General features: G+C 59.9%; 18 protein-coding genes and 1 pseudogene. 10 read left to right on the plus strand and 9 right to left on the minus strand.

What is annotated here, in order from left to right:
• Positions 1-95: 95 nt before the first annotated feature.
• From ACFLEY_RS24970 to ACFLEY_RS24980, 3 genes and pseudogenes are all read right to left on the minus strand, one after another.
• A complete protein-coding gene (locus ACFLEY_RS24970; protein ID WP_129557623.1) occupies positions 96-482 on the minus strand; it encodes a cysteine rich repeat-containing protein in 387 nt (128 codons plus the stop codon).
• A gap of 517 nt (positions 483-999) precedes the next feature.
• Positions 1,000-2,030 (minus strand): annotated as a pseudogene (locus ACFLEY_RS24975) (IS110 family transposase).
• Positions 2,031-2,229: 199 nt separating this feature from the next.
• The gene (locus ACFLEY_RS24980) at positions 2,230-2,664 is read right to left on the minus strand and encodes a hypothetical protein (RefSeq protein WP_271552112.1); all 435 of its coding nucleotides are present in this window, start codon (positions 2,662-2,664) and stop codon (positions 2,230-2,232) included.
• Positions 2,665-3,003: 339 nt separating this feature from the next.
• Between ACFLEY_RS24980 and ACFLEY_RS24985 the strand changes: the two genes are divergently transcribed.
• Complete coding sequence (locus tag ACFLEY_RS24985; protein ID WP_074077689.1) at positions 3,004-3,387, plus strand: PRC-barrel domain-containing protein; 384 nt, start codon at positions 3,004-3,006, stop codon at positions 3,385-3,387.
• Positions 3,388-3,597: 210 nt separating this feature from the next.
• On the opposite strand, the gene ACFLEY_RS24990 is transcribed toward ACFLEY_RS24985, so the two are convergent.
• Positions 3,598-4,332, minus strand: coding sequence for a methyltransferase (locus ACFLEY_RS24990; protein ID WP_249163557.1), 735 nt, complete (start codon positions 4,330-4,332; stop codon positions 3,598-3,600).
• Between the two features lie 145 nt (positions 4,333-4,477).
• On the opposite strand from ACFLEY_RS24990, the gene ACFLEY_RS24995 reads away from it, so the two are divergent.
• Together ACFLEY_RS24995 and ACFLEY_RS25000 are read left to right on the plus strand one after the other, a co-directional pair.
• Positions 4,478-5,077: an RNA ligase family protein gene (locus ACFLEY_RS24995; RefSeq protein WP_060912330.1), complete on the plus strand. Its 600-nt coding sequence runs from the start codon at positions 4,478-4,480 to the stop codon at positions 5,075-5,077.
• 42 nt (positions 5,078-5,119) lie between these two features.
• On the plus strand, positions 5,120-5,299 hold the full coding sequence (locus ACFLEY_RS25000; RefSeq protein ID WP_028171517.1) for a hypothetical protein: 180 nt from the start codon (positions 5,120-5,122) through the stop codon (positions 5,297-5,299).
• A gap of 179 nt (positions 5,300-5,478) precedes the next feature.
• Here the strand turns inward: ACFLEY_RS25000 and rnk are convergent, their stop codons facing one another.
• From rnk to ACFLEY_RS25015, 3 genes are read right to left on the minus strand one after another with little or no spacing between them, the layout of a single operon-like run.
• The gene (gene rnk / locus ACFLEY_RS25005; RefSeq protein ID WP_039185241.1) at positions 5,479-5,892 is read right to left on the minus strand and encodes a nucleoside diphosphate kinase regulator; all 414 of its coding nucleotides are present in this window, start codon (positions 5,890-5,892) and stop codon (positions 5,479-5,481) included.
• A gap of 16 nt (positions 5,893-5,908) precedes the next feature.
• Complete coding sequence (locus ACFLEY_RS25010) at positions 5,909-6,115, minus strand: hypothetical protein (RefSeq protein ID WP_396604238.1); 207 nt, start codon at positions 6,113-6,115, stop codon at positions 5,909-5,911.
• A 12-nt stretch (positions 6,116-6,127) separates the two neighbouring features.
• Positions 6,128-6,394: a hypothetical protein gene (locus tag ACFLEY_RS25015; protein WP_157862135.1), complete on the minus strand. Its 267-nt coding sequence runs from the start codon at positions 6,392-6,394 to the stop codon at positions 6,128-6,130.
• 385 nt (positions 6,395-6,779) lie between these two features.
• Here ACFLEY_RS25015 and ACFLEY_RS25020 point away from each other — a divergent pair, with 385 nt between their 5' ends.
• Positions 6,780-8,123, plus strand: a complete 1,344-nt coding sequence (locus ACFLEY_RS25020) for an IS1380 family transposase (RefSeq protein WP_060912331.1) — start codon at positions 6,780-6,782, stop codon at positions 8,121-8,123.
• Positions 8,124-8,407: 284 nt separating this feature from the next.
• Here ACFLEY_RS25020 and ACFLEY_RS25025 read toward each other — a convergent pair whose 3' ends face one another.
• Positions 8,408-9,037 carry a hypothetical protein gene (locus ACFLEY_RS25025; protein ID WP_162185843.1) on the minus strand — a complete coding sequence of 210 codons (630 nt, stop codon included), beginning with the start codon at positions 9,035-9,037 and terminating at the stop codon, positions 8,408-8,410.
• A 49-nt stretch (positions 9,038-9,086) separates the two neighbouring features.
• The gene (locus ACFLEY_RS25030; RefSeq protein WP_129557625.1) at positions 9,087-9,305 is read right to left on the minus strand and encodes a hypothetical protein; all 219 of its coding nucleotides are present in this window, start codon (positions 9,303-9,305) and stop codon (positions 9,087-9,089) included.
• Positions 9,306-9,520: 215 nt separating this feature from the next.
• On the opposite strand from ACFLEY_RS25030, the gene ACFLEY_RS25035 reads away from it, so the two are divergent.
• The 6 genes from ACFLEY_RS25035 to ACFLEY_RS25060 all read left to right on the plus strand — a co-directional run bounded on the left by ACFLEY_RS25035 (position 9,521) and on the right by ACFLEY_RS25060 (position 14,699).
• A complete protein-coding gene (locus ACFLEY_RS25035; protein ID WP_053815130.1) occupies positions 9,521-9,808 on the plus strand; it encodes a hypothetical protein in 288 nt (95 codons plus the stop codon).
• Between the two features lie 127 nt (positions 9,809-9,935).
• The gene (locus ACFLEY_RS25040) at positions 9,936-10,091 is read left to right on the plus strand and encodes a hypothetical protein (RefSeq protein WP_171901287.1); all 156 of its coding nucleotides are present in this window, start codon (positions 9,936-9,938) and stop codon (positions 10,089-10,091) included.
• Between the two features lie 546 nt (positions 10,092-10,637).
• On the plus strand, positions 10,638-10,904 hold the full coding sequence (locus ACFLEY_RS25045) for a hypothetical protein (protein WP_028171513.1): 267 nt from the start codon (positions 10,638-10,640) through the stop codon (positions 10,902-10,904).
• A gap of 229 nt (positions 10,905-11,133) precedes the next feature.
• The gene (locus ACFLEY_RS25050; RefSeq protein ID WP_028171512.1) at positions 11,134-11,496 is read left to right on the plus strand and encodes a hypothetical protein; all 363 of its coding nucleotides are present in this window, start codon (positions 11,134-11,136) and stop codon (positions 11,494-11,496) included.
• A gap of 648 nt (positions 11,497-12,144) precedes the next feature.
• Positions 12,145-13,425 carry an NAD(P)-binding domain-containing protein gene (locus ACFLEY_RS25055; protein ID WP_049832394.1) on the plus strand — a complete coding sequence of 427 codons (1,281 nt, stop codon included), beginning with the start codon at positions 12,145-12,147 and terminating at the stop codon, positions 13,423-13,425.
• Positions 13,422-14,699, plus strand: a complete 1,278-nt coding sequence (locus ACFLEY_RS25060; protein ID WP_060912334.1) for a hypothetical protein — start codon at positions 13,422-13,424, stop codon at positions 14,697-14,699. The genes ACFLEY_RS25055 and ACFLEY_RS25060 overlap by 4 nt, the downstream gene beginning before the upstream one ends.
• Positions 14,700-14,796: the final 97 nt, after the last annotated feature.

A 14,796-nucleotide genomic window follows, 5' to 3' on the forward strand; every position in this document is an offset into this window, starting at 1 on the left:
GCTCTGTTCTTCGATACAGGCCTGCCGCAATTTGTCCCCATTGTAGCAAAGGCTCCGTTGATCGCCGCTGGTGGGGCGCGCTCGCGGAAGGATTTCTAGAGATCCCCTCTTAGGATTTTCCTGCCCGCCGCGGTCTGGGACATCGCATCCTTGCAGGGATCTCTCAACTCAGCCATGTGCAATTTTATGCAGGCCCTGATACCGCCGGTGCCCGGCACAATACCGGCGCACAGCTTCGCAACGTCGGCCTTGCACACCTTTCCGGCCACGGCAACCGTGAGCAAGCGTTCCTCGCAGGCTGGTGACAGGTCGGTCAAATGCGACTTTATGCAGGACTTGATCCTGCCTTCGCCGGGCTGAATGCCGGCGCACAGTGTCTTGATATCGTTGGCGCAGGGCTTGCCCGCTTGCTGTGCCACGGCGGCAGAGCCTGACCAAAGCAGCGCTGTCAATATAACAAGCCCGGATCGCATTCCTGCCATCTTAGATTCCTCTGGGATACAAAAAGGGCAGATTGGGGATGATATCCGAAAGTCGGCCGCAAGGCGATTCGTTCCGGAGGACGGATCAGCGTAGCCGGCTATCTGGGCGGGACGGAGCGCCGCGTCAATCCGCTCGACGTCTTCCGCAAGCAGGCCATGGGTCAAACTGGGAAGTCCGGGCGCTCAGCCGGCAGGTCAGCTTTGCCCCCAACTCCAGACAAGCCGCTGCATCGGACTAACTGACGCGATGGGCCATGTGTGGACGGCTCCGGGTTGGCAAGGAGAATCTTCACTTTGCAGCATTGGTCGGAGCAGCCATGTGTTCGGCCTGTTCGCGCGGTACCCATGACCGCTGGCCATAATGCCCTCCGCGGATCAGATCCCGGTCAAAAGCACGCATTCGATGATGCTGTGGCCCATGTGGGTTGTCCTGATCGCCGGATCGACCGGCACTGCATTACGTGCTGTTCGCCCTCCCAACCGTTACGTCACACTGGGCTGTCCGGTGTGATTTCGTTTACGCCGCAAGAGCGGCGGGTTCCTTGTAGCCTTCATTCCTCGCCATCATCGCCCATGCCATCCTCGCGAGTTTGTTGGCGAGCGCAATTGCGGCGACCTTGGTTGGTCGGCGCGCCAACAGCGCGGTGAGCCAGGGCCGATGCTGGGTGCCGTGGATCTTGGCATAGCGGATCACGGCGAGTGCGCCTGCCGTGAACAGGCTGCGCAAATAGCGATCGCCTTGCTTGCTGATACTGCCAAGCTTGTCCTTACCCCCGCTCGAGTTCTGCTTCGGCACAAGCCCGACCCAGGCCGAGAAATCCCTCCCTGATCGGAAGGCTTCTGGGTCAGCAATGCTGGCGACAAGGGCCGTGGCCAGCGCCGGCCCGACGCCGGGGATCGCATCCAGCCGCTTGCTCGTCGCATTTGATCGATGCCAGGCGATGATGCGTCTGTCGAACTCCAGTATCTGAGCCTTCAGTGCTCGCAACTGACTGCCGAGAGCAGCAAGACATGCACGGCCGACCTCTGGAAGCCGGCGGTCGGCTGTATCGGCGACGACTTCCAGCAGCTGCTCGACACCCCTGCGTCCGACAGGGGCGACGATCCCGAACTCGGCAAGATAGGCGCGGATCGAGTTGATCACGGCTGTCTGCTGGCGAATGAAGAGATGGCGCGCCCGGTGAAGCATCAGACAGCTCTGTTGCTCGACCGTCTTGGTCGGCACGAACCGCATGTTGGGTCTCGTAACCGCCTCACAAATCGCTTCCGCGTCCGTGGCATCGTTCTTCTGCCGCTTGACGTAGGGTCTCACATAAGCCGGAGGCATCAATCGCACCGAATGCCCCAACGCCTGCAGCTCGCGGGACCAATAGTGTGACGACGCGCAAGCCTCGATCCCGACGAGGCATGGGGCAGCTTCTGGAAGAACGCCAGGACGTGCCGACGCCTCAACTGACGGCGTATGACCACCTGGCCGGCTGTATCAACGCCATGCACTTGAAAGACCGACTTCGCGATATCCAGACCGATTGTCGAAATTGACTGCATAGCTTGCTCCTCCGAATCGTGGGAGCCTCAAACGGCGCCCACTCCTTGGCACTCTCGTGCCCGTGGAGGAGCCGTCCACAGCATCACAAGCCGACGTAGGCTAGGTGCGCGAGCGTCGACAATCGGCACGCCCTTAGCCGCAACATAGACTGTCTCGCTTTCCCGCCAGCCTGGGTCTTGAAGCCATTGACCCGCGCGCTTACTCGCAGTCCTGGTCGGCCGCCGTAACCTTTTTCTGGGACGGTGCAGGCTCGGCCGTGCCTGCCGTTGCCTTCTTTGATTGTTCAGTGGGCGCGGGACGGGTCTGCTCGACGGTGCCTGCCGTCCGATCCGGTGACTGCGCAGAGGGTGCGGGGTGGGTAGCCTTTGATTGTTCGGCAGCGGTGGGCTGGCTCTGCATCTGGCGCTGCGCATCTTCCGACGACGTTGCGGTATTCTCCGAGCCTTTGCTCATCGAAGATGTCGGCGGTTGCTGCCTGGAATCAGTTGCTGTGGAACCAGTGGTTTGTCCCGTATAGCCCGGGACATTCCCTGATCCTGCATCGCGGCTCACCGTGGTGCAGGGACCGGCATAAACGGAGTTGGCGCTGAAGGCGAGCACCGCACCTAAGATCATAAGTCTGTTAGCGATCATAAGCCCTTCTCCTTTAAACTCTCTGGACGATTGAACAAAAGGATGGCGCCTTTCGTTCCCGACTCGCGAGAGAGCCAACATTGGCGAGTGGCTGAGTTCACCGGGGTAAAATCGCCTACCTAAAGTAAGGCCGCTCAGTTGGCGGCCTCATTATCCTCGTCTTTTGCCCACTTCGCCTTTCGATACAGGTTTTCGCCATGGGATCGGAGCTGGAGGTTGTTTGAATCGATGTCGACGACGATAGATTGATGATTGACGTGCGACATGTTCTCCGAAGCTAGGAACCCCCCTGGAGCGGCCAAGTTAAGCCAAAAACCTACCTGTGAGGGAGACGAAGCCATGGCCCGCGCAACAGCCCATCCGGATCATCAATGCATCTCAAGCGAAGACATTCAAGGGACCGAAGTTTATGGAGCAGATGGAAAGAACATCGGTGAGATTGATCACCTCATTATCGACAAGGTGTCAGGTCGTGTGGCCTATGCCGTCATGAGCTTTGGCGGATTTGTTGGGTTGGGCCACAGCCATTACCCCATTCCTTGGGGAGCTCTAACATACGATACGTCGCTTAGTGGTTTTCGAACCAATATCACCGAACAACAGCTGAAGGACGCGCCTGAGTTCAGTGATGACTCGTGGCAGGATCGAGACTGGGAAACGCGGACCCACCAGTACTACGGGACACCTAGTTACTGGGAGTCGCGAGGTGGCTTAATACGCTAGGCAGCGCATGAGCCAGCCAACCCATTAAAAGGCCCGCAGTGTTGAAAACACTGTGGGTCTTTTTGTGGCCAGCTGGATGTCCGCTTAGGATCCAGCAGCTGATTTGACGGCATCGATTTTGGCGGTCCGCTATGGGCCACAACCAGACCTCAATCAACGTAGGGCGTGCCCCCTGCGGCCGCGAAGCAAAGCCTTCCACACCAGGTCGGCCTAAGTGGGAACTGCCTCGATAACCTTGAAGTGCGAGCCCGCGCGAGTCGTGCTGCGCGTTTCGAATCCGGCCATTCGACACAGCGCGGAATACTCGTCGTAGGTCCGTTCTAGCGCACCGAGCATGACGAGCATATTGAGATCACTGAATTTCGAGATTAGCCCCTCGTTCGGCGGCTCCACGACACGTTCAACGAGCAGCAATCTGGCATCAGCCGTCATGGCACGACGGCAGGTCTTCAGAATGGAAATTGCTTCCTCGTCATCCCAATCGTGGATGACCGCCCGCATCACGTAGGCGTCAGCACCCTCCGGGATGGTTTCAAAGAAACTGCCATCAACCACTTCGCATCTGTCGGCGACACCATGTCGCTTCAGAACTTCGGCCGCCTTGACTACTACGTGCGGCTGATCGAACAGCGTTCCGCGCAGGCTCTTGTTTGCGGCGAGAATTCCCGCCAGCAGTTGGCCTTGACCACCCCCGATGTCCGCGACGTGACGAAAGCGGCTGAAGTCGTAGGCGGCGATGGTAGCCTCGATGGCGCCGCGAGAATTGGCCGTCATGGCACGGTTGAAAATCGCGTTCTCATCTGAACGGGTGCTACGATACTCCCAGACGCTCTGACCGTTGAGGTGCCGAAAGGCGTTCTCGCCGGTGCGGACGCTGTGTTCAAGGTGGCCCCAGGCCTGCCAGGCATAAGGTCGGCCAGGCTGAACACCTTGCAGTGCTCGCATCCGCAGTGGAGCAGGCTATCGGTGAGAGCACGGGCAGCGACATCGCTCCTGATCTGCCGCCCAGGCCGCAATAATGTGGCGCCGCTTGACCGGGTCGCCTTAAGCTCCATCTCGTAATCGGGCATCGAATGCCTATTTTTCCCACATGCGTTCATTTGAGTTTTGCCTGCCGAGCAAGGGCATTTCGGTCCCGGCCGGCCCCGATTGGCTCCATGAGGTGAAGTACGACGGCTATCGCCTCCGTCTGGAGCGCGATGGCGACCGCGTGCGCCTGATCACGCGCGGCGGTTACAACTGGGCCGACCGATATCCTTGGATCACGGAGGCCGCGCGCAAGGTCCGCCAGAAGCACTTCGTGCTCGATGGCGAAGCGGTAGTGCTGGGCGTCGATGGTACCTCAGATTTCAACGCGCTTCACTCGCGCAAGCACGATGATGAGGTTCAGTTTTGCGCCTTCGATATTCTCGCCGAAAGTGGCGACGACCTCCGCATGCTTCCGCTGTCGATGCGAAAGGCGAATTTGGAGCGCTTGCTGGCGCGGCGTCCTGAAGGCGTGTTCGTCAATCCGTTTGAGCGGGGCGAGCTTGGGCCTGAACTGTTTCGCGCTGCCTGCAAGATCGGCCTTGAAGGATTAGTATCGAAACGCCGCGACCGGCCGTATCAGGCCGGGCGCAGCAAGTATTGGGTCAAAGTGAGAAACCGTAGTCACCCGGCGATGGAGCGAGTGCTTGACGCATTCGCATGATGACCTTAAGGCGAGAACCCAAATCACGCCGGAGACGATCAAGTGGCAAAAAAGACTAAGAGCAAGCGCAAAGAGTACACCAAGGACGACGTCAAACAGCTCAAGGCACATTCCAAGGCCCGCACCCCGGTGGCGAAGCTCTCAAAGCTGATGAAACGATCCGAGGGCTCGTTGCGTCAGAAGGCTCTCAGCCTTGGACTTGGGCTAGGCCATCAGCGTTAAGCGAAAGGCCCCGGCGTGCTTCACTCGCCGGGGCCTTCCTAGGATCATACCGTGACCCTTGGAACCCTTAAGCCTTGAAGAAGGTCGCAAGAGAAAACACGACAGCCAGAACAACGGTGATACCGATGGCTGTCAAGGCGGCCTGATTGGTTGAAACGTCGCGCATATCAAAGCCTCCGTCAGTTGGACACCCCTAGCACCGTCAAGGAGCGCTTGTTGTGGCCCGGCGTTTGAAACTCGATGGCTTGACCAACCGACAGGCCGATCAACGCAGCGCCGACGGGCGTAAGAACCGAGACGCGTTTTAATGTTATGTCCGCTTCATGCGGATACACCAACACCACGTCCCGGACTTCACCGGTCTTCTCATCGCAGTACCGGACCTGCGAGCCCATGCGGACCACCCCTCGCAGTTCGGAATTGTTCGCCACCACGCTTGCACGCTCTATCTCCCGCGCAAGGAAATGGGCCACGCGCGGAAAGAGTACCGCGCTCGAACTGGCCAGAGCGCTTAAACGCCTGGCCTCATCCTCCAACACTGTGACGGGCGGCAACACGATTTCAGGCTTGTCCTTGTAAGTAGTCTTGCTCATCACTTCTCTCCCTTCTTTAGGCGGCTGATGGTCCCGGATCATCGTCATCGAAAAGCGTTCTGTCCGGGAACGTGTGATTGCTAAACAGAACCCCGACAACATCATTCGGATCACCTCGACTGACGCGTTCGATCCTGACGACGTTGGTGCGCCCGAAGGCAAAGAAGGGAATTTCACTTCCGACCTTCAGCCCCACCAATGCTGCGCCCAACGGTGACATCACGGGGATTTGGGTTCACTCGGACGTGTAGTCTTCGGGATACACCAGTTGCCTCGTCTCACGCGGGAAACCCCAGTTGATCCAGAACGTCACCCACGAACCCATGGTGACGACGCTATCCAATCTGGCTGCGCGATCAGGGACGACTTCCGCACGGTTGATCTCACTCAACAGAAAACGTGCGTCCACGTGGCCTTGATTTGCTCCCACGTGCGCGAGCCTTTCCAAGCGGCGATGGTCAGACGCCGGAAGAGTGACGTTCGGGAAAAGCGGGTTGTTCACGACATGCCTCCTTGTTGGCTTCCCTCCCGGGAGAGCCACACACCAAATCTGATTGATGAAGGAAGGGGGTAAATCCGGACGGCACCAACTGCCGTCCGGCTAAGCTCCTGCTTGGAGCCGTCCGGCATGCAAGCAACGCCGCGCAACGCGCGGGTCGATGTCGAGGACGTGGATCATGTCCTAGCCAACATAGGACCTTCCGTTGTCCTTGTAACGCGACCAAAGAGCGCACACGCATGGAAGGCGTTGCACCGGCCTGTTCTAGCCCGTCTTATTCGTAAGAGTGCGCCTGAGGGCTGGCGAGCGTGGTGTAAAGCGCTGATGCGGCGTAGGATTCGGTTGCGAAGCCACCCCATCACCTTCAACCGCGAACGCCACGCCCGCCATGACCGATGATACGATTCTGCCCTTCTCGTTTCCAGCCATTCACGCCAAGAAAGTCACAGCTGCCTTCGATGGTGGGCGCCTAACCTCGAACGGGGGCGTGATGCTTCTGGCGATGGCCGAGCGGCGTCTCGGCTTGGCCGACAATCTGGCCCGGGTGTTCCCGGATCGGCGCGATCCGACGCGGGTCGTGCACAGCCTTGTCGATATGTTCCGCGCGCGCATGTTCGCGATCTGCTGCGGCTACGAGGACGCCGACGACCTCGATCATCTGCGGTCCGATCCCGCATTCAAGCTGGCCTGCGGACGGCTGCCGGACACGGGCCGCGATCTGTGTTCCCAACCGACGCTGTCGCGGCTGGAGAATGCTCCGCGCCTGCGCGACGTGATCCGACTGACCTACATTTTGGTCGACGCATGGATGGATAGCTACCCGCGCGAGCCGGCATCCGTCACGCTCGACATCGATGATGCCTGCGATGTCGTCCACGGCCATCAGCAGCTCTCGCTGTTCAACGCTCATTATGACGAACGCTGCTTCCTGCCGATCCACGTCTACGACACGGAGAAGAGCCGTCCCGTGGCGGTCGTGCTGAGGCCCGGCAAGACGCCGGGCGGCGTCGAGGTGCGTGCCCTTCTGCGCCGCCTGGTACGGCATATCCGGACGCGGTGGCACAACACGCGAATTACGTTCCGTGGCGACGGGCACTATGCCCGGCCGGAGGCCATGGCGTGGTGCGAGACCAACGGCATCGACTACATCTTCGGTCTGTCCGGCACCAAGCCTCTCGCCAGAAAAGTCGACGAGGTCGCCGACGACATCCGCACCCGACGCGCCATCGAGAACCTGCCGGTTCTGCGTGGCTATACCGAGACGCGCCACAAGGCAAAGTCCTGGGATCGCGAACGGCGCACCGTCGCCCGTATTGAGGCGACGATGCTCGGCCTCGACATCCGTTTCGTCGTCACCAGCCTCGATGTCGGCTCGGCCGAGTGGATCTACGACAGCCTGTATTGCGCGCGCGGCCAAGCAGAGAATCTGATCAAGCTGCATAAGACACAGCTCGCCTCCGACCGCACCAGCTGCCGTTCGGCGCTCGCCAACCAGGTCCGTCTCGTGCTCCATACGGCCGCTTATTGGCTGATGCTGACCGTGCGCGAGGCCATTCCCAAAGTCCGGGAATTGGCCGCTGCCGAGTTCGCGACGCTGCGTCTTCGGCTCTTGAAGCTCGCCGCCCGTGTGGTCGAGACCTCGAGCCGCATTCGCCTTGCGTTTGCCGCGGCATGTCCCGAAGCCGACCTGATCTGCGGCTTGCCCGGCGCGCTGCTGCCGCTCGGTCCTTGACCGGCGGGGCGTCCGCCCCCGTTCGCCCAACCCATCCCTCAAGCGCGTTGCAAAGTACCGGTCGTCAGGCGGCGAAAAGCCGAAGGCAATCCTGTGCGCCTCGTCAGACAAGATGTGCGGCCGCATCAATCGGGCCCAAAAGCCGCACTCTCACGAATAGGACGGGCTAGCATCCAGCACGGATGCGCCCAAAGCAATGGCCCCAACGATGTTGCACGTCGGGGCCCTTCAGGATCATCAGGCCGGTTACATCCGCCGTGCCTTACGATCCTTGATGTCGTCGATTACCGCACGCGATCTGGCGCAGACCGTGGCAAGGCTGCGGTATCAGCGTGATCACATGCGGCGCGAAAGCGCTCGGCGACCAGCTCCGCCTTGCGCCACTCGGCTCGCCGCCGGCGCTCGGCCGCCAACTGTAGACCCGCGACCGTAGTTGCGATCACGTCGTCGATCTCCGCTCCCGTCAAGGTACGACGAATTTTCAGCACAATGCTCAAGGCCATGATGATCGGACCATGGGGCGGCAAGAGGTCGTGGGCTTGCTGCTCGCAGAATGCCAGGAAACGCTCGACCGCCTCCGCCGACTTGCAGACCAATGACGCGAGCGCGACCGCTTGCTCAACGTCACTAACAGACGGCACGGGCTCTCCTGGCAGAAGCATGCGCTCTGCGACGGATGCCGCAGCCAGTTCGATGCAGCGGTCAAGCACGCGCAAGTACACGTCTGCGGCATCGCTGCGATCTTCGCCCTCCTGCGGCATCAAATCCTGCAAATTGTCGCACAACTCTGGCACATCATCGCCGTCGTCATCGCTACCGAAGGCGACGCTGTGACGCGGCCCCCACACCAATCCGCCGTACTGGCCGGTCGGATCAGGATTGATTGTCGCTCCGCCGAGCGGTTTGCCAAGCAAGCAAGCGGCCACGGCGTGACCGGCCTCATGAATAGCAATCCGCTCGTCCTCACCAAAGCAATGAAAAGCCGTGTTTGCCCAGCCATCCTAACACGGCCGAGCAGACGAGAGAAAACAGGCCGGCCCACAGCCAAGAACGCCCACGGACTGCATTGATAGATCTTAGATACAGGACTGCGCCAAGCAATGTGCCGTAGTTCTTCCTGAAGTCTCCATTGAGCTTCGCAATCTTGGACAGCTCGGAAGAAGTCTCGACTTCAGTCGCCATGGCGCTGGTTCCTATCACGACAGTTAGAGCCAGCGCCTTATGAACCACTGTTTTGCCCGACAGAGCAAGCGGAATTTCGGTATATCGAAAGCCTCCTTTTTCGACTCGAGGTGCGCGCGTTTTCCACACCCACGACCGGCAGTAGCTCGCGCGCTTCCCGAGCCGCTAGGAATCGATAATTTGCAAGGTGCTCACGACGGCGCTTTGATCTCGGCATGCCTCGTCCTGTTCGACTCCACACGCCCGCGCATGTTGACGGCCGTCCCGTCAAGATCACCTTCGGCGAGATGCGCGAAATGGGCTTGCGTGGCGTCCTGGTCTATTGCCATTGCGGCCATCACGTTGCCTGGGATGCCGACCGTTGGCCTGACAATGTAAGGCTATCGGATCTCGAGCCGCGATTTGTCTGCCAGGGCTGCGGATCTCGCGGTGCCGACGTTCGGCCGGACTTCGAGCGGGGCAACCCGCAGTTTGCAATCATGGGGTACCGAAACATGCAATGATCAAAGGCTGGGGGCGCCCTTTCGAGGAGCCGATCGAGGTCGATGGTCGCAGCCTAGCCACGCTGCGCGAGGCCGGCGAGTACATCGCTCTGCTGCCGAGCATGACGCGCCCGAGTGGCGCGCGGCGATGGAAGCCTTGCTCCTGGTGGTCGAGCGAGGTGGCCCGACGATGTTCGCCCCCATCGGGGTTATGCGGGCGCTGAACAGACATTACGTCCCGGAGCTCAATCCCAAGGGCAAGGAACCGCATTGGGGACGACGCAAGCTGAAGCGGGATCAATGAAGAAGCCGCCAACTGAGGCGGCCTCAATGCAGCAGCCTCTGACGGAGCTTCCTGATGATCTCCCGGAGTTCAGCAGCGTACTCTTCAACGGCCTGCCGCACCTCATCCAAGCGCGTCGGTCGAGGAGGTTGCGGCTTAGCTGAATCCGACTTGTCGGATTGGTTCATGGCCCCAGCGAGCGGGCGGGACCAAGCGGGGTCATTGAGCTAAATCAAAGACCGACGGCGACGGCTACATCGGCGGCCGCAACCGCACAGAGGGGGCAGCGAAAAAATCAACTAGGCGATTCACATATGTGGTTGCGAGAACCTTGAGGATCGGGAAAAATCGGCAATCCGGGGCTGGCTAGGCCATTTGATCTCGGAACTATTGAAACCCGGACGGGGCCGCTGACGGCAAGTCGGCGGCCCTTGTTTTTGAGGAACGACAAGGCGCCTGCCAAGTTTTCCCGGTGCCCTTCCCCAAGGGCACCCTGAGTGGCCCCAGCTCCAACGCCCCCCCCGCGAGCTGGGGCCTTTTTTGCCGCCTCAATTGGCGGCCTCTTTCATGCACATCGAGACCCGCCCCTTCGCAGATCCGCAGGTTGCCGCGCGCAAGCTCCTCGAGCTTGCCGCCGGTTTCGAACCAATCAACGGCCGCATTCACATCGAGAAGATCAACGCGCGGTTCCTCTCCAAGAACGGCTGCAAGGCGACCGGCGCGGAGTTCGGCGCCGGCATTCGCTACGCGGTCGAGAAAGGCTGGCTCGAGCTGCATGAGAGCGGCACCTTTGTGAAGTTGCTTCCGCAGGGCGAAGATCTGCTCAAGCGCTGATGGCAGGGCCCACCGCGTTCGCGCCGACCGGAGCGGCAGGCCGCACCGGAGGCGCTGCCATCGCGTGGGAAATTTACGGGTTGACATTCCTTGCAGGAACCACGCGGGCGCGCGGTATTTGAATCTCGCCGGCTCGCTGTCCGAGCTGGCGGAGCGGCCCCGGCCTACCCCAAACGCCCCCCTGAAGCCGGGGCCGTCTCTCCGCCACGGTCTGTGTTGGAGTTTGCGTATGCGTTCCTCGCCCTCGATCGTGCCGGCCGACCGCCTCGACCGCGACATCTATCTGGTCATCCAGGACTTCGGCGTCCGCGCCGGCTGCGCCTGGCGCGAGACCGACGAAACCGATACTGATCTCGAGACTATCCTCAGGCATCTCCTGTCAGGCCAGTACGCCCATCCGGTTCGGATTGCGTGCTTCAATCCGGGCGAAGGCTGGTCACGGGACGCCACCTCCGATGTCGCTGACGCGCTGGCACAGCGGGCAACTGATAACGACGTCGATATCCCGCCAGCGCTGCAGGAATTTATCGCCGCCAACGCCACTTCCCGCTTCGACGTGCAGCTCGCGCTGCCGCTGCTGGGTGCCACGTGATGCCAGGACAGACGCAGGCTAAGAACGACCCGATTGCCGTCGGTACGCGTTTCAGAATGAGCAAGCTTGGTGCCGCTCGATGTCCGGGGCTGGCTGATCGGAGTGGCATCGTCGTCGAAGTGGGCCGCCGGACCACGGGCCTCATCGTTCTGTTCGACGGTGCGCGAAGACCAACTTGCCTGCACAGAGACTTCATATCGCCCATCTCGGATGGGACGATCGCTGTCGCTTCAGACGAATGGTCACGTTAGCTTGGCCGGCCGGAGCCCGGGCGAGGTCAACCAATCGCTTAGATGCGTGCCAGTCTCTGCTCGGCCAGCCTCTCCTCAAGAGAGCGGACTTGCGCCTGTAATCCAGGCGGCAAAACATAAGGCCGCGTCGGTCGAGCGGCCTTAGCCAGCCTGCTTAGACTTCATTGCCAGCTCTACCTCATCAGCAAGCGTGCTCAAATGTGCGTGCAACCGACAGAGCGCCGATGGGCATGAAACGTTGCAATCGGTCTCCAGGATCACCTTGCGGAGTACTCACAATTTGCCGCCGCTCAGTCTCCGACGAGACTCGATCGACGGTTCTTATCTCAAATCCTTTTGCGTAAACTTGCTCAAAGTGACTTCGGCACGTCCCAAGACCGTAACAGGAGAGGAAGTTATGAGCGACGTCGATCTTCCGGTAGCTGTCATCGGTGCGGGGCCGTTTGGCGTCTCAACCGCGGCTTACTTGCGGTCTCGCGGCGTGGAGTTCCGTATATTTGGCTCACCAATGCATCGCTGGCGGACGCAAATGCCGGCGGGCATGCTCCTCAAGTCTGAAGGATTCGCTTCCAACCTCGCGGATCCGGCCGGCCGTCGCACTCTGCAGCAGTTCTGTGAAGAGGAAGCGCTGCCCTACGAGGGTATACCCGTATCACGTGAAACATTTTCCCGATACGCCGTAGCGTTTCAGCAGCGGCTCGTTCCAATGGTTGAAGATGTATCAGTCACCATGCTGGATCGACAGACCAACAGGTTTCAATTGCGACTGGCCACGGGTGAAGAAGTAAGGGCCAAAAAGGTGGTTGTCGCAACTGGTCTGTCGCATGCCGAATACATCCCCGCTAAACTGGCGAAATTGCCTGCAGAGTTGCTGTCGCACAGCAGCAACCATCACGATTTGGACAAATTCAAGGGGCGCGAAGTAGTCGTCATCGGCGGCGGTCAATCCGCGCTCGAGACGGCGGCTCTCTTGAACGAGGCGCAAGCGACGGTAACGCTGCTGGTGCGGCGTTCGTCAATCGAGTGGCATGATATCCCCAAACCTGGGCCACGATCGTTATGGCAACGGCTGCGCCGGCCCGAGTCGCCGATGGGAAATGGGCTTAAATTATGGCTCTGCGCCGCCGCTCCGCTGGCGTTCTATCATCTGCCCGAGCAAATACGCGTCGATGTGGTGCGGACGTACGGGCAACGTCGCGGGACGTCTCTAGAGGTGCTTGGCCCATCGGGTTCCTGGTGGCTTAAAGAGCGGGTCGTGGGCCGTGTCCCGATACTGCTCGGTCAGGGCGTGCGAGAAGCCGAAGCGAAAGGCAGCAAAGTGGTTCTGCACGTCGATGGCCCAGAAGGGACGTCCCGCCAACTGATCGCTGACCACGTCATTGCCGCGACCGGCTATCGCTTCAATGTTGGATCACTCCCATTCCTAAGTCAGAGGCTGATATCCGAGTTGCGCTGCGTGCAAGATGCTCCGTCGCTGTCGCCCAGTTTCGAGTCCTCGATCCCGGGCCTTTATTTCACCGGCATAGCCAGTGCATACAATTTCGGACCGGTGATGCGGTTCTTATGCGGCACTCAGTATGCAGCCGAGCGCATCTCCAGCGCCATTGGCCGTGAGCAACGTCGCTCTCCGTCGTCAGTTTCTGTCGAAATTGCTTCCACACGCAATCGAACCGCTTGATGAAGCAAATGGCGAGTGCGAACGAAGGCTTGCCGCCCTTCCCGGTTCTCATCCTGAAAACGGGCCGCTATGCCCTGCATCATGGCGGCCTCGGTATCATTCGAACCTTGGGAATGCTCGATGTTCCAGTATTTACAGTCATCGAGGATCGCTTCGCACCGGCCGGCCTTTCCAAATATCTGACGGGAAAATTCGTTTGGGACACCCGCGACTTGCCAAGATCGCGGCTGCTCGAAGGACTGAAAAGGATTGGACGACAGCTGAAACTGCCGACCATCCTCATTCCAACGGACGACGTCGGCGCGATCCTGATTGCCGAAGAGGCTGTCACATTGCGGCAGTGGTTCTTGTTTCCGAAGCTGCGATCAGACATTCCACGGAGCTTAGCCGACAAATCTCAGCTGCACACACTGTGCAAGCAACTCGGGGTACCATGCCCTCAGGCAATATCACCCGGCACGATTTCAGAGGTCTACGAGTTTATTGAGACCGCAGCTTTCCCGGTTGTGGTGAAGCCATCGAAGCCATGGCTCAATCCTAAGATCAAACCCTCCATCGTTTCCTCCCCTCGGGCACTCCTAGATCTCTACCGCCGATCGGAAGCACAGGTTCCTCATAACCTGCTGATCCAGGAATACATTCGTGATGGCGAGGATTGGCTCTTTGATGGATATTGCGACGCGGACTCGAAGTGCCTGGCCGGCTTCACTGGCAGAAAGCTGCGCTCTTATCCGTCCCGCTTCGGTTCTGCAACATTGGGCAGATCTGTCACCAACCCCGCGCTCCTCCAACAGGCCGAGGCTCTCGTCAAAGCGGTTTCCTATGCAGGTATAATGGACATCGACTATCGGTTCGATAAACGAGACGGTCAATACAAGCTCCTCGACTTCAACCCGCGTATCGGCGCACAGTTTCGATTGTTCGAGGATAGCGACAGAATTGACGTTGCGAGAGCGCTTTATCGCGATCTCACGGGTCAGTGCGTGCGGCGATCGCCACAGATCGATGGCCGAGTATTTGTGGTCGAGCCCTATGACTGCCTAGCCAGCGTACACGACCTCTTGGGCCGCCAGCTCTCGGTCAGAGATTGGTGGCGATCACTCAAAGGCGCCCGGGAATTCGCCTGGTTCAGACGGAGTGATCCCTTTCCCTTCATCGTGATTTGGATACGCCTTGCCATGGCAGGCGTGGCGAAAGGGATACGTTTTTTGCATTACCTATTCCGGAGGTCGGAAGCCGAGGGCAGCAAAATCCGAAGAGCGCCCCATGGGTGACGCGCACCTGCACCTCCTGTTTCACTTGATTGAGAGTGGAGCGTTCGATCGGGTGCCCGGGTCGCTGGTCTCGCAAGGACCGTCGCCGCCAACCAGC

Origin of the sequence: Bradyrhizobium sp. YCK136, from assembly GCF_044570075.1 — a bacterium.
GTDB classification, from domain to species: Bacteria; Pseudomonadota; Alphaproteobacteria; order Rhizobiales; family Xanthobacteraceae; genus Bradyrhizobium; species Bradyrhizobium diazoefficiens.

Bases quoted from the DNA above. Each gene is read 5' to 3' on its own strand.
- ACFLEY_RS24970 (WP_129557623.1), bottom strand. From the start codon at position 482: ATGGCAGGAATGCGATCCGGGCTTGTTATATTGACAGCGCTGCTTTGG.
- ACFLEY_RS24980 (WP_271552112.1), bottom strand. From the start codon at position 2,664: ATGATCGCTAACAGACTTATGATCTTAGGTGCGGTGCTCGCCTTCAGC.
- ACFLEY_RS24985 (WP_074077689.1), top strand. From the start codon at position 3,004: ATGGCCCGCGCAACAGCCCATCCGGATCATCAATGCATCTCAAGCGAA.
- ACFLEY_RS24990 (WP_249163557.1), bottom strand. From the start codon at position 4,332: ATGCGAGCACTGCAAGGTGTTCAGCCTGGCCGACCTTATGCCTGGCAG.
- ACFLEY_RS24995 (WP_060912330.1), top strand. From the start codon at position 4,478: ATGCGTTCATTTGAGTTTTGCCTGCCGAGCAAGGGCATTTCGGTCCCG.
- rnk (WP_039185241.1), bottom strand. From the start codon at position 5,892: ATGAGCAAGACTACTTACAAGGACAAGCCTGAAATCGTGTTGCCGCCC.
- ACFLEY_RS25020 (WP_060912331.1), top strand. From the start codon at position 6,780: ATGACCGATGATACGATTCTGCCCTTCTCGTTTCCAGCCATTCACGCC.
- ACFLEY_RS25030 (WP_129557625.1), bottom strand. From the start codon at position 9,305: ATGGCGACTGAAGTCGAGACTTCTTCCGAGCTGTCCAAGATTGCGAAG.
- ACFLEY_RS25035 (WP_053815130.1), top strand. From the start codon at position 9,521: ATGCCTCGTCCTGTTCGACTCCACACGCCCGCGCATGTTGACGGCCGT.
- ACFLEY_RS25040 (WP_171901287.1), top strand. From the start codon at position 9,936: ATGGAAGCCTTGCTCCTGGTGGTCGAGCGAGGTGGCCCGACGATGTTC.
- ACFLEY_RS25045 (WP_028171513.1), top strand. From the start codon at position 10,638: ATGCACATCGAGACCCGCCCCTTCGCAGATCCGCAGGTTGCCGCGCGC.
- ACFLEY_RS25050 (WP_028171512.1), top strand. From the start codon at position 11,134: ATGCGTTCCTCGCCCTCGATCGTGCCGGCCGACCGCCTCGACCGCGAC.
- ACFLEY_RS25055 (WP_049832394.1), top strand. From the start codon at position 12,145: ATGAGCGACGTCGATCTTCCGGTAGCTGTCATCGGTGCGGGGCCGTTT.